The 12,250-nt window shown below is 65.1% G+C and carries 12 protein-coding genes; 4 read left to right on the forward strand and 8 right to left on the reverse strand.

Translation table 11 applies throughout. The features are described 5' to 3' along the window. Positions 1 to 85 precede the first annotated feature (85 nt). From BWR19_13575 to BWR19_13590, 4 genes are all read right to left on the reverse strand, one after another. Complete coding sequence (locus BWR19_13575; GenBank protein ID APX93883.1) at positions 86 to 1,459, reverse strand: Trk system potassium transport protein TrkA; 1,374 nt, start codon at positions 1,457 to 1,459, stop codon at positions 86 to 88. Beyond that, complete coding sequence (locus tag BWR19_13580) at positions 1,456 to 2,199, reverse strand: DNA-binding response regulator (GenBank protein ID APX93884.1); 744 nt, start codon at positions 2,197 to 2,199, stop codon at positions 1,456 to 1,458. The genes BWR19_13575 and BWR19_13580 overlap by 4 nt, the downstream gene beginning before the upstream one ends. Then, positions 2,189 to 4,117 carry a hypothetical protein gene (locus BWR19_13585; protein ID APX93885.1) on the reverse strand — a complete coding sequence of 643 codons (1,929 nt, stop codon included), beginning with the start codon at positions 4,115 to 4,117 and terminating at the stop codon, positions 2,189 to 2,191. The genes BWR19_13580 and BWR19_13585 overlap by 11 nt, the downstream gene beginning before the upstream one ends. Positions 4,118 to 4,199: 82 nt before the next feature. Further along, a complete protein-coding gene (locus BWR19_13590) occupies positions 4,200 to 5,681 on the reverse strand; it encodes a potassium transporter TrkH (GenBank protein ID APX93886.1) in 1,482 nt (493 codons plus the stop codon). Between the two features lie 166 nt (positions 5,682 to 5,847). Between BWR19_13590 and BWR19_13595 the strand changes: the two genes are divergently transcribed. From BWR19_13595 to BWR19_13605, 3 genes are all read left to right on the forward strand, one after another. After that, a complete protein-coding gene (locus BWR19_13595) occupies positions 5,848 to 6,303 on the forward strand; it encodes an Ion transport 2 (protein ID APX93887.1) in 456 nt (151 codons plus the stop codon). A 173-nt stretch (positions 6,304 to 6,476) separates the two neighbouring features. Beyond that, complete coding sequence (locus BWR19_13600) at positions 6,477 to 7,034, forward strand: RNA polymerase subunit sigma (GenBank protein ID APX95031.1); 558 nt, start codon at positions 6,477 to 6,479, stop codon at positions 7,032 to 7,034. Next, on the forward strand, positions 7,031 to 7,231 hold the full coding sequence (locus tag BWR19_13605) for a hypothetical protein (protein ID APX93888.1): 201 nt from the start codon (positions 7,031 to 7,033) through the stop codon (positions 7,229 to 7,231). The genes BWR19_13600 and BWR19_13605 overlap by 4 nt, the downstream gene beginning before the upstream one ends. 50 nt (positions 7,232 to 7,281) lie before the next feature. Here BWR19_13605 and BWR19_13610 read toward each other — a convergent pair whose 3' ends face one another. The 4 genes from BWR19_13610 to BWR19_13625 all read right to left on the reverse strand — a co-directional run bounded on the left by BWR19_13610 (position 7,282) and on the right by BWR19_13625 (position 11,441). Further along, positions 7,282 to 7,824 (reverse strand): hypothetical protein, encoded by a 543-nt coding sequence (locus tag BWR19_13610; GenBank protein APX93889.1) that lies wholly within the window; start codon positions 7,822 to 7,824, stop codon positions 7,282 to 7,284. A gap of 76 nt (positions 7,825 to 7,900) precedes the next feature. Next, on the reverse strand, positions 7,901 to 8,167 hold the full coding sequence (locus BWR19_13615; GenBank protein APX95032.1) for a hypothetical protein: 267 nt from the start codon (positions 8,165 to 8,167) through the stop codon (positions 7,901 to 7,903). A gap of 66 nt (positions 8,168 to 8,233) precedes the next feature. Continuing rightward, positions 8,234 to 10,609: a hypothetical protein gene (locus BWR19_13620; protein APX93890.1), complete on the reverse strand. Its 2,376-nt coding sequence runs from the start codon at positions 10,607 to 10,609 to the stop codon at positions 8,234 to 8,236. Positions 10,610 to 10,772: 163 nt separating this feature from the next. Next, positions 10,773 to 11,441: a hypothetical protein gene (locus BWR19_13625; protein ID APX93891.1), complete on the reverse strand. Its 669-nt coding sequence runs from the start codon at positions 11,439 to 11,441 to the stop codon at positions 10,773 to 10,775. A gap of 211 nt (positions 11,442 to 11,652) precedes the next feature. Here BWR19_13625 and BWR19_13630 point away from each other — a divergent pair, with 211 nt between their 5' ends. Further along, positions 11,653 to 12,240, forward strand: coding sequence for a hypothetical protein (locus BWR19_13630; protein ID APX93892.1), 588 nt, complete (start codon positions 11,653 to 11,655; stop codon positions 12,238 to 12,240). Positions 12,241 to 12,250: the final 10 nt, after the last annotated feature.

The raw sequence follows: 12,250 nt of genomic DNA on the forward strand, positions 1-12,250 counted from the left end.
CCACCACCCTCGCATGCTTAGCGTGCCATTAAGCTAACCCAGGTTAAGGAGTGGCAAAAAAACGGCTGATCGTTGCTGCGCCGCTTCAGAAAAACGTCAGTCCGACCTGGAACAGCCGCTCCACGTCGCGGATACGGCGCTTGTCGACCACGAACAGGATGACGTGGTCGCCGGACTCCACCACCACGTCGTCGTGGGCGATCACCACCTCCTTGCCGCGCACGATAGCGCCGATGGTGGTGCCGCTGGGCAGGTCGATCTCGTCGATGGTGCGCCCCACCACCTTGGACGAGCGCGAGTCGCCGTGGGCGATCGCCTCGATGGCTTCGGCGGCGCCGCGGCGCAGCGAATGGACGTTGACGATGTCGCCGCGCCGCACGTGGGTCAGCAGGCTGCCGATGGTGGCCTGCTGCGGCGAGATGGCGATGTCGATCTCGCCGCCCTGCACCAGGTCGACGTAGGCGGCGTTGTTGATCAGCGTCAGCACCTTCTTGGCGCCCAGCCGCTTGGCCAGCATCGACGACATGATATTGACCTCGTCGTCGTTGGTCAGCGCGCAGAAGATGTCGCAGTCCTCGATGTTCTCCTCCAGCAGCAGGCGCTTGCTGGTGGCGCTGCCGTGCAGCACCACGGTGCGGTCGAGGCGTTCGGAAAGGGTCGTACAGCGCTCCAGGTCGTGCTCGATGATCTTGACCTGGTGGCTGTGCTCGAGGTTCTCGGCCAGGCGCTCGCCGATATGCCCGCCGCCGGCGATCACCACCCGGCGGAAGTCGCGGTCGAGGCGGCGCAGCTCGCTCATCACCGCGCGGATGTCGCGGCGGGCCGCAATGAAGAACACCTCGTCGTCGGCCTCGATCACGGTGTCGCCGCGCGGGATGATCGGCCGATTGCGGCGATAGATGGCCGCCACCCGGGTGTCGACGTTGGGCATGTGGCGGCGCAGGAAGCCCAGCTCCTGGCCGACCAGCGGCCCGCCGTAGAAGGCCTTGACCGCCACCAGCTGGGCCTGGCCGCCGGCGAACTCGAGCACCTGCAGGGCGCCGGGGTATTCGATCAGGCGGCGGATATGGTCGGTGACCACCTGCTCGGGGCTGATCAGCACGTCGATGGGCACCGCCTCGTGGGCGAACAGGCCCTTGCGGGTGAGGTAGGCGGTGGCGCGCACCCGGGCGATCTTGGTGGGGGTGCGGAACAGGGTGTGGGCGACCTGGCAGGCGATCATGTTGACTTCGTCGGAGTTGGTCACCGCGATCAGCATGTCGGCGTCTTCGCAGCCGGCCTGGCGCAGCACCATGGGGTAGGAGGCGGGGCCCGACACGGTGCGGATATCCAGGCGGTTATGCAGGTCGCGCAGCCGCCCGCCGTCGGTATCGACCACGGTAATGTCGTTCTCTTCGTGGGCGAGATGCTCGGCCAGGGTGCCGCCGACCTGTCCGGCACCGAGAATGATGATCTTCATGAAGGAGTCTCCGTCTTGCCTATCGAGCTTCGGCCGTCATCGGGCTCGACCAGCAAGCGATAGCCGATACCGGCTTCCGTTTGCAGCAGCACAGGCGCCCGCGGGTCATCGCCGAGCTTGTGGCGAAGCTTGCTGATCACAATGCGCAGGTAGTGGGTATCCTCAACGTGGCTGGGCCCCCAGACCTCACGCAGCAGCTGGGTCTGGGTCACTACGCGACCGGCGTGTCGGCACAGGCGCTCCACCACCGCGTACTCCTTGGGGGTCAGGTGCAGGGGAGCTCCATCACGCCATAGTCGCCGCACCATCAGGTCGATCATCAGGTCGCCTCGGTGGTAACACTCCCTATCCCGCGGTAGTGAAGAGGCCTGGTAATGGCGTAGCAGGGCGCGAATCCGGGCCAGCAGCTCCTGGATCCCGAACGGCTTGGTCACATAGTCGTTGGCGCCGTGGTCGAGCGCCCAGACCTTCTCGGACTCATGCCCGCGTACCGATACCACGATCACCGGCACCTGGCTGCGCGCCCGCAGTCGATCGAGCACCACCTGGCCATCCATGTCAGGCAACCCCAGATCCAGCAGCACCAGATCGGGCGCCTCGTCGAGTGCCAGTGCCAGGCCGTCATGGCCATTCGCCGCCTCATGAATGACGAAACCCTGGGACATCAGACTAATGCGCAGGAAGCGACGAATCTGGGGCTCGTCGTCGATGATCAGAATACGTTGCGGCTCAGTCGCCATGTTCGTCGCTGGCCTCCGCGGCTTGGGGAAGTGGAAGGTGCATCACGACCCGCGTGCCTCGGCCGTCGGGACCCGGCAAGGCGACGACACTACCGCCATGCGCCCCGAGCATGCCGCGACAGATGGCCAGGCCCAGGCCGCTGCCATGGCGACCGCGATCCCCCTCACCGCCGGTGATGAACATGTCGAAGACTCGCTCACGCAGGTGTGGCTCGATGCCCGGCCCCTGGTCGGTCACCGAGAGCCAGAGATCGTCCGCAGAGAGTCCCGCCTCGATGCGCAGCACACCGCCGGGAGGCGAGAAGCGCGCAGCATTCTCGATGACGTTGACCAGCGCCTGCTCGATCAGCGCCGGGTGCACATAGAGCAGCGGCAGGTCGGCAGGCCAATCACGCTGTACCTCCAGCCCCTGCAGCATTGGCCGCAGGCGTTTGAGCGCGCTGGCCACCAGATCATCCAGCGAGATCCAGTCACGCTCCAGCTTGAGACCGCCCTGCCCCAGGCGAGTCATGTCCAGCAGGTTCTGAACGTAGCGATCCAGCCGTTCGCTTTCGCTGAGAACGCCATCCAGCAGCTCGATACGATCCGCGTCGCTGAGCTGCTCGCCAAGATCGCGCAGCGTGCTGGCCGAGCCGATAATGGAGGCCAGCGGCGTTCTCAGATCATGGGACACCGAGGAGAGCAGCGCCGAACGTAGCCGCTCGTTCTCCTCGGACAGCCTTGACGCTTCAAGGTCGGCGACCAGCCGAGTACGCTCCAGGGCCAGCGCCAGCAAACGCATCATGGCATCGATATGGCTTTCCTCATCCGGCGAGGGAAGGCGAGCACGCTGGCCGAGGGCCAGGCCGACCAGGCCCACCAGACGCTCCTGCTCCAGCAACGGGATCACCTGCCAGTCGCTATCCATCGGCTGCTCGGTGCCCTTGCCGCTGGGGCGCCGATGCAGCCGACTCCATGCCACCGCCGTTCTGCCACCGGGATCCAGCGCAGCCCCTTCCGGCGCCCGCCGGGTCACCGCCGGCTCGCCGCTCTCGTCAACGACGTCAAACATGACCACCGCGCAGCCGAGCCAGCGCATCAAGGATGATACCCCCACCTCTTCGACGTGCTGCTGGTGGGTGGCCATGGCCAACTCGCGAGAAAACGCCAGCAGCTGATAGGTCTGTTCGCGGCTGGCACGCAGAGCGAGCAGGCGTTGGCGAGCACTGCCCGCGAGCTGTCCCACCACCACCGCGACCAGCAGGTAGACCACCACGGTGACCACCTGGTCCTGCTCGACCATGACCAGCGAGCGACGCGGCTCGGTGAGGAAGAAGTTGAAAGCGACGAACCCCAATGCCGCTGCCAGCATGGCCGACCGTGTCCCCGCCAGGGTGGCGCTGACCAGGACCGCACCGAGAAACAGCAGTGAGAGATTGCCCAACTCCAGCCAGGACTGTAGCCCGGCAGCGAGGCCCAGGGCCGCCAGGGTCGAACCGGCGGCAATCGCCGGGTCGCGCCAGCGCCAGACCAGTTGATGCCGACGCGGGCGGAAACGCGGCCGCTGGCGCGCCTCGGCCGCCACCACGAGGTCGAAAGGCCCGCCAAGCCGGGCCAGCCGCTCGGCTACCGGCCGCCGCCAGAATCGCCAGCCCGAGGGGCGTCCATGCCCGACCAGCAGAGTAGTCACCTGCAGTTCCCTGGCCAGCACTGCCAGCTCCCGGGCACGGTCCGGGCCCACCACGACCCGCGTATCGCCCCCCATCCGCTGTACCTGAGCAAAGTCTCTCTCCAGCATCTGCCGCCGCTCTGGCGCCTCGCGTCCGCTATCGACATAGACGGCACACCAGTTGACCCGATCGCGTACCGCGATACGGTAGGCCATACGCACCAGCGCCGCATCCTCGGCCCCGCCGCTGAGCGCCACCAGCAGACGCACAGGCGCCAGGCGTTCCGGGGCCGCTGGTACCGCTCTTGCGCGCTCTTGCATATTCGCTCTCCGCATTGCCTCGGTGTTCCTGCTAGCGCCGCCAGAACATCGGGGTCATCAATACCAGCACCGTCAGGATCTCCAGCCGCCCGAGTAGCATGCCCACGCACAGCAGCCACTTGGCGGCGTCCGGCAACGGCGCGAAGTTACCGGCAGGGCCGATGGTATCGCCAAGGCCCGGACCCACGTTGGCCACGGCGGTGGCCGCTCCCGATAGCGCTGTCGTCATGTCGAGCCCCATCATCGCCAAACCCAGCGCCAGCCCGGCGATGGTCAGGAAGAAGAAGAATGAGAAGGCGACCACGCCCCGGGTGATGTCATCGGTGATCGGCTGGCCGTTGTAGCGAGTGGTAAAGACCCCATTGACGTGGATCAGATAGCGCAGCTGATTGCGCAGCAGGATGCTGGCGATCTGGAAGCGGAAGATCTTCATGCCACCGCTGGTGGAACCGCTACAGCCTCCGACAAAGGTCAGATAGAAGAAGGCGACGAAGGCCAGCGCCCCCCAGGTACTGTAGTCGTCCGACGCATAGCCGGTGGTGGTCACGATGGAGATCACATTGAAGGTGACATGGGTCAGCGCCTCGAAGGGCGGGGTGCCGAGCCACATCCGCCAGGCGGCGAGACACAGGATCACCACCACCAGCAGCGCCAGCAGGCCCTGGACCTGTTGATCCCGCCACAGCGCCAGGCGCGAGCCGCGCAGGAAGCGAATGTAGAGCACGAAGGGCATTGCCCCCATCAGCATGAACAGCGAGCCCATCCACAGCAGGTGGGGCTGGTCGGCGTAGGCGCCAAAGGAGGCATCGGAGTTGGCAAAGCCCCCCGTCGCCACCGAGGTCATGGCATGCACCACGGCGTCCAGCGGCAGCATGCCACCCAGCCAGTAGGCCAGCATGGCGAGCAGGGTGAAGCCCACGTAGACAGACAGGGTCGCCTTGGCGATGCCGCCGGTGCGCGGCATCACCTTGTCGGACCAGTCCGAGGACTCGGTATGGAAGAGGCGCATGCCGCCCACCTTGAGGAAGGGCAAGATGGCGATCCCCATCACGATGATACCGATGCCCCCCAGCCACTGCATCATGCCGCGCCACAGTTTCAGGCCGTCGGAGAGCGACTCGATGCCCTCCAGGACGGTCGAGCCCGTGGTGGTGATCGCCGAGACCGACTCGAACACCGCATTGGTGAAGGAGAGCTGCGGCGCCCCCAGCACCAGCGGCAGACTGGCCAGGGTGCTGATGCTGACCCAGCTCAGTGTCGTGACCAGGAACATCTGCCCGGGCTTGAGATAAAACTCGGTGCGAAGCGTCGCCAGCCAGCTAACAGCCGAGGCGCCCAGCACGATACCCATGGACTGGGCGAATGCTCGCGCATCGGGCTGCTCCTCGATGACCAGCACCAGCCAGGGCACGGTCATGAAGACGGCCAACACCAGCCACAGTACCGACAACACCTTGAGGATCGGCGCCCAGTTGCGCCACTGCTCCTGTATCGCCTGCCAACGCTTCGCCATGCTCACGTTCCGCCTCTCGCATCGTCTTACCGGAGCTCGATGACGGCCATGGCACCACAGGCTGTGCTAAAAAATCCGTAAAAAAATGCCCCCACGACCACTGCCCACTTCTTTCGCAGGGGGCCGCTGCTATCCTGAGGGCACCTTTACCAGAACCCGACAGGTAATGACCCAGGATATCCTCGACAGTGGCCATCTACTGGTGGTTGGCGGCACCTTGATCGCCGTAGTGGTGTGCGTGTTGCTGCACTATGAAGTGTCAATACTGCTCAGTCGCAGCATGGAACACTCGTCCAACACGCTGCGGCGACGCTTCCTCAGTCTGCTGTTTGGGCTGCTGGCAGCACATATCGCTGAGATCTGGATATTTGCCTTGGCGACCTACCTGCTGCTACAGCATCCGCTGACAGGAGGCCTGACCGGGTTTGACAGTGTCGACCTCTTGGACAAGGTGTACCTGTCGGCGATTACCTATACCACCCTGGGGTATGGCGATCTGGTGCCCGATGGGCCGATTCGCTTTCTGATGGGCACCGAGGCACTGACAGGTTTCATGCTTATCACGTGGTCGGCGTCGCTGACGTTCCTGGAAATGCAGAAGCACTGGTCGGTCGGCAAGTGAGCCTGGGGATAGCGTCGAGGCGTGCCTAGGCCTCTGAATCGTCTGCCTGGTTGCGCTATGATGCTGGCTACCTGTTGCCATAGTGCCTGTCGGGCGTTGACTACTGGAGTACCATTGCCATGGCCGAGACCTCTCCCGATCAGGGCAACAACCCATCGGCACCTGCGTCGCGCATGCAGCGTCTGGCCGCCGTCCGTCCGCGGCTGCTGTCTTTTGCAAGATTGCACCTGCGCGACGGCGCCATGGCGGAAGATACCGTGCAGGAGGCGCTGATGGCGGCCATCGAGAAGGACGCCAGCTTTGCGGGGCGCTCCGGCTATGAGACCTGGGTCTTCGGCATCCTCAAGTACAAGATCCTCGACGCGATGCGCGCCCAGAAGCGCCGGGGAATTTGGCAGCCGCTCGAGGAGGATGGCGACGATGACGTGATCGACCGCCAGTTTCAGGCCAATGGGCGCTGGCATCAGCATGCCCGCCCCGCCAACTGGGGTGAACCGGATGCTGTCTTCGAGAATGAGCGTTTCTGGCAGGTGTTCGATGCCTGCATGATCGCCCTGCCGGACAACGTGGCGCGGGTCTTTTCGATGCGCGAGCTGATGGGCCTTTCCACCGCCGATATCTGCCAGGAAATCGGTATCAAGGAGAACAACTGCTGGGTCATGCTGCACCGCGCACGGCTGCGCCTGCGCAGCTGCCTCGAGAGCGGCTGGTTGAAGGAGGAATCGACATGATGATGTGCCAGGGCGCCACTCGCCTGATGTCGCTCAAGCAGGATCGCAGCCTGTCCTTGCAGGAGCGCATGTCATTGAAATTTCACTTGATGATGTGCGATCCGTGCCGCCAGTGCGACAGGCAGTTTGCCCTGCTGCACGAGGTGGGAAGCCGAATCGAACACGACCTCGCGCGTGACGACGCCAGCGACGACTGATACGGCGGTCTGGAGTCGCTCAACGGCTTGCGCCTGAAGCGTCCCCGCGCCTAGGTCGCCGTCGCTTCCCGCTGCCAGTGCCTGAGCGTCGACGGATGGACGCCAAAGTCCTCGGCTATCGCCACCCCTTGCTGCTCGGCCAGCAGGCCGATGATCGCCATATGGTGAATGGTGTGGCTGGTCAGAAAGGCAAGCTCTCGCTCGATGCTGGTGCCGAGCATCAGCGTGTCATCCCCGACGGGATAGTGCAGGCACGCCGCCTCTCGCTGGGGGGCAAAAGCAGCCAGCAGGGCTTCGAGATCATCCAGCCGATTCGCTGCCTGCTGCGGCCACTGTTCGAGACGCGCGTCACGGCGGCGATGCTCGTAGTCGATAACGCCCGCATCCGGGCCGAGATTCAGCAGCGCCTCGACGTGGTCGATGACATGCCGGACGTGCTTGCCAAGCGTATGGCGGCCCTGGTGGCCAGCCGGTTGCTGATACGTCTCTGGCGCAAGCGCAGCAACGAATTGCCTCAGCTGTGCCAAGGCCAGCAGGTTCTCGTCGATAAGCGCCTGCTCGGTGGTGCAACCTATCGGCTCGTTGATGGACATGGCGAGTTATCCTGTGGTCGCGTAGAGGTTAGCCGCGCCGGCGCCAGGGCGGCGTCCGGCCCGGCATGTCGCAGGATTAGCCTTCGGCTTCTGCCTCGGCCTCACCTTCTCCTTCTGCTTCGCCTTCGCCTTCCGCTTCGGGGTCTGCTTCAGCGTGAGCTTCGGCGAGCATCAGCGGCGCTTCCTGCTGGCTACCCGTAACCCCTGCGCCGGGAGTGGCGTCGTCGGCAACGGCCTGAAAGGCCGCGCCGCTGGCGACCAGCACCAGCGCCGGCGCAGCATAGCCGAGCTGGCGACTGAGCCGACTCAGCAGGCTTCGGCGTTTTTCGTCTTGCAGTGTCATGATCATGACCTCCATGGTGACGAGTGAGCGGCATGCGATGGCATGCCGCCATGCAGCGGCGACAACCTATAGGGTTGACGCCCGTAGGGCGCCACCATCCTGAGACGTCGGCGCCTTCTGCTCGGTGAGTCCTTCGAGTTCGTTGAGCCAATGCGACAGCGCCGTGAACGCCGGCATCTGCTGCCCGAAGGCGCGACGCGAGAGCCCGTTTAACCACGCATGGAGAGCCACCACGCTATCCGCGTCGACCGGTGCCTCGTCGTCGAAGACGCCGCAGGGCAGCAGGTCGCCAAGCGCGTCGAGGACAGAGATCTCATTCAGCTCGCGAGTGTCGCCGTCCCCGCCGCGGCATAGCACAGCCTCGAGGGCGATGGACTCGGGCACGCTTACCAGCCCAGGGCTGATGATGTCGGGGATCGGCAAGCCGAGCGGCTCGACCCGCGGCGTCGCGCCGAGAGTCAGGCGTACACCGCGCGACAGCACGCCATCGGTTGCCGAGACCAACTGCTGTGCCACCTCGGCACCTTCGACGATGGGAAACAGACACAGCACGCCGGTGCCACGCGGCGTGATCAGCAGGCCCGCGTCGAGCACCAGGCGATCCGGCAGGCAGGCCTGGCGCATCAGGTAACTCAGCAGTGCCGGCCCAAGCTGAGCCAGCGTCAGCCGCCCGGCGAAGATTTCACCGCTGGCGGCCAGGCTGTAACCCGCGGCCTGCTTGAGCACATCGAGGCGCGGCAAGCGCAGCGCCGAGGCATCGCTGAGCGGCACCAGCGCGCCAGCGAACAGCGCCGTCAGGGTGTCGCGGGCGGGCGCATGGTGGACATGCAGCGCCCACTGCTTGCTATCGAAGCCCAACTGCAATGCCTGGGACTCGCCATGCGCCGCGGGTGCCGGCACCGCAACGGCCACTGTGTCTGCTGACTCCGGCGCACCGCGCTGACACAGCAACCCTTCGCGGCACCAGCCTGCCAGGCTGGCCCAGACCTCATCACGCAACGCTGCGTGATTCACATCGGCAGCACCTGCGGAGCGAGCCAGCTCGTCGGCAATGCTGTCGGGATCGAGTCCCTCGCTGGCCAGTAGCCAGATCAGGGCCGCGCTGTCGTTGGGCCGGTAATAGCGGTGGGTATGAGTGGCATACAGCGCCAGCTGATCGTCGTCGAACAGCTCTGCCACATGGCGGCGCATCAGCTGCGGCCGGGCCACCCGCGTGCCGCTCATCGCGTCGGCCAATGCAAGGTCGGCTGCCCCCGGCAGCGAAAAATAGGGCAGGTAGCGTTCGGGCTCGCTGGCCGGCAGCAGGCGCCGAAAGCCACCGGCACGGCGCTGTTCCGCCTGCGCCTCGGCCAGCAGCGAGGCGTGGCCCTCACCGCTGGCCGAGGCGGGCTCGGCAACCCCGAGCAGCGTGAGCATATCTCTCACCAGGCTACCCTTGACCTCCTCCTCGATCACACCGCCGCTCTCCGGCGCGGCAAAGGTGCCGAGCGAAGGGCTCAGGTTGCACTCCAGAATCCACGGCTTGAGGTTATCGTCCACCAGGCAGTCCAGCCCCAGCAGCTCATAGCAGCCGCGCGGGTCGGCGCTGGCCTGGGCGGTGCGCTGCTGCATGGCGTCGAGCGCCGAGATGACGGTCAAGGCAACCAGATCCTCGATCTTGGCAAACAGAGACGCATCATCGTGGCCCTGCTCGCGCAGCCAGTGGCGATAGCGCTCGAGGTCGATGAACTCGACCGCCACCTCGGCCTCGGTGTTGAGCGCATTGATGTCCGGGTTAGTCAGCTGGCTAAAGGGATTGTCGGCATCGTCGGGGTCCCAGGGTTCGGAGGCCAGCTTGGCGAAGCCCTGGTGATAGAGGTATACGCGCAGTGGTTCGAGTGACGAGATCAGTACGTAGAGTCGCAGCACATACTTGTGGCCGCGGATGGTGTGCGGGTTGCCCAGGTACTCCTGTACCAGCCAGTCCGGCATCAGCGGCGCCTCTGCCACTTTCTGCAATACCCGCACCCCCTTGCCCTTGGAGGCATTGGTGGGTTTGAGGATCCAGCGCTGCGGCGGCGCCTCTCGCGCAGCGGCCTGCAGCGCATGGTAGTCGTGAGGCATGACGTACGCGCGCGGGAAGAATGCCAGGCGCTCGGCCCACTCACTGTCGGCGCCGTGACTCTCCTGGATGCGCTGGCGCAGCGTCGCCAGGCTCGCATGCAGGCGGCTTTTGACCGTTAGCGCCGCGTTGCCCGGGAAATGATTCATACGACGCCGCGGTGATACCCGGCGAAACTGCTTGGCGTCTGGCATCCCGGTGATCCAGGCGGCCTCCCAGTGGTCTTCGTCACCCTGCTGCCAGCCCAGCGGCTCCAGCGCCTCGCGAAAGAAACGATCCTGCTCGTCGGCCCGCTTGCCGCCCAGCCAAAACCGCCGTTGCGGCGAACTCTGCTCCGTCATCGCGCTGCCCTCATTTGGCTACGTCGCTATGTCATGCACTACCTGCATCCTGCTCACTGTGTCGTCGCCACACGTCGGTCCTTACAAGCCCAGATGTCAGACGGCCTCGCGACGGGGGCGGCGATGAAAGGGAAGGCGCCTGCCTTCCCCTTCATGCATGGCGTCAGGTATCGCAGTTGTGCCCTGTGCTGTTGCCGGCGAAGCGCTGCTGAGCATCGACCACGTAGGCCGATAGTGCCGCCAGCTCTTGCGACTCCCAGTCCAGCGGCTCGGCCTCCATCGGAGCGATCATGCAGAGCTGGACCATCTCGTCGGCATGCACGCGCTCCATGGAGAACATGTCCATGCCCATGGCGACCTCATGGGGGTAAGGGTCGTTGAACGTGTCCTGATAGCCCGACAAGCCATCGGCACCGTGGCAGCTGGCACAGGAGAGGCCATTGGTACTCAGCGAGGTGTCGTTGAACAGCGCCTCGCCTCGAGCGATCAGCTCGGCGGGGTTATCACCCGACTCGTCATAGCCCGGGGTGTAACCCTCGGGGCGCTCGACCGCGGATCTGTCGTGGTCACCCGCCTCGGCTTCCCCTTCGGCTTCTCCCTCGGCTTCGGCTTCCCCTTCGGCTTCGGCTTCCCCCTCGCCTTCGGCATGCGCCTCTGCCAGCATCAAGGGTGCTTCCTTGCCGCTGGTATAGGCACTGCCATCGGGCGTCTCGCCGGCCACCGCTTGAAACGCCGAACCACTTGCTACCAAGAGCAGTGCCGGCGCGGTATAGCCAAGCTGACGGCTGAGTCGACTCAGCAGAGTGCGACGCTTCTCGTCTTGTATTGTCATTGTTTGACCTCCTCGATCACGGATGAGCAACGGCTGCGTCTGCCGCTGCAGCATGGCGCTACACTCGGCGACAAACGGGCATAGACAGCCAAGTCGCTTGTGACGCCATACCCGCTTGGTCAGCGCCATGCCCGGATCCTTACAGTGCGTTGCAATGTCCTGGCGCCGTGCACCTCTTGAAATATGGACCGATCGGTACTAAATTACCAATATGACACGCGGACGCCCCATAGCCTTCAGCCCCGACCAAGCGACCAGCGCCGCTATGCAGGTGTTCTGGTCACGAGGCTACGACAGTGCTTCGACACGCGACCTGCTCGACGCCATGCAGATCTCGCGCAGCAGCCTCTACCAGGCCTACGGCAACAAGGAGCAGCTGTTCCTCGAGGCGCTGCGTCGCTATCGGGCTAATTTGCTCAGCCGCCTCGAGCGCCGCCTGGCCGCCGCTCCCTCTGCCCGGGCCTTCATCGAAGGGCTGTTCGTCGACACCGCCGCCGAGGCGGGCAGCGAGCGCGCCGCGCTGGGCTGCCTGATCTTCAACTCCGCCAGCGAGCTGGGACAGCGAGAAGGCCTGGCCGCGGAAGAGGCCAGACGCAGCCTCAACGCCATCACTGCGCTGTTTCAGCAAGCGGTCGTCTCGGCCCAGCAGCAGGGGGATATCGACGCCCAGCGCGACGCCAGGGCGCTGGCTACCTACCTGACGATGGGCATGGCCGGGCTACGCACCCTGCTCAAATCGACGAGTGATCGGGCCACCACCGAAGCGGCCGCTCGACTCTTTCTGGAGCCGCTTCACTAGCGGCTATTCA

Source organism: Halomonas sp. 1513, assembly GCA_001971685.1.
Classification (GTDB): domain Bacteria; phylum Pseudomonadota; class Gammaproteobacteria; order Pseudomonadales; family Halomonadaceae; genus Franzmannia.

What these genes read in the sequence shown, in the direction of transcription:
- BWR19_13605 (APX93888.1), top strand. Translation starts at nt 7,031, where the DNA reads ATGATGATGTGCCAGGGCGCCACTCGCCTGATGTCGCTCAAGCAGGAT.
- BWR19_13575 (APX93883.1), bottom strand. Translation starts at nt 1,459, where the DNA reads ATGAAGATCATCATTCTCGGTGCCGGACAGGTCGGCGGCACCCTGGCC.
- BWR19_13610 (APX93889.1), bottom strand. Translation starts at nt 7,824, where the DNA reads ATGTCCATCAACGAGCCGATAGGTTGCACCACCGAGCAGGCGCTTATC.
- BWR19_13625 (APX93891.1), bottom strand. Translation starts at nt 11,441, where the DNA reads ATGACAATACAAGACGAGAAGCGTCGCACTCTGCTGAGTCGACTCAGC.
- BWR19_13580 (APX93884.1), bottom strand. Translation starts at nt 2,199, where the DNA reads ATGGCGACTGAGCCGCAACGTATTCTGATCATCGACGACGAGCCCCAG.
- BWR19_13595 (APX93887.1), top strand. Translation starts at nt 5,848, where the DNA reads ATGACCCAGGATATCCTCGACAGTGGCCATCTACTGGTGGTTGGCGGC.
- BWR19_13600 (APX95031.1), top strand. Translation starts at nt 6,477, where the DNA reads ATGCAGCGTCTGGCCGCCGTCCGTCCGCGGCTGCTGTCTTTTGCAAGA.
- BWR19_13615 (APX95032.1), bottom strand. Translation starts at nt 8,167, where the DNA reads ATGACACTGCAAGACGAAAAACGCCGAAGCCTGCTGAGTCGGCTCAGT.
- BWR19_13620 (APX93890.1), bottom strand. Translation starts at nt 10,609, where the DNA reads ATGACGGAGCAGAGTTCGCCGCAACGGCGGTTTTGGCTGGGCGGCAAG.
- BWR19_13630 (APX93892.1), top strand. Translation starts at nt 11,653, where the DNA reads ATGACACGCGGACGCCCCATAGCCTTCAGCCCCGACCAAGCGACCAGC.
- BWR19_13590 (APX93886.1), bottom strand. Translation starts at nt 5,681, where the DNA reads ATGGCGAAGCGTTGGCAGGCGATACAGGAGCAGTGGCGCAACTGGGCG.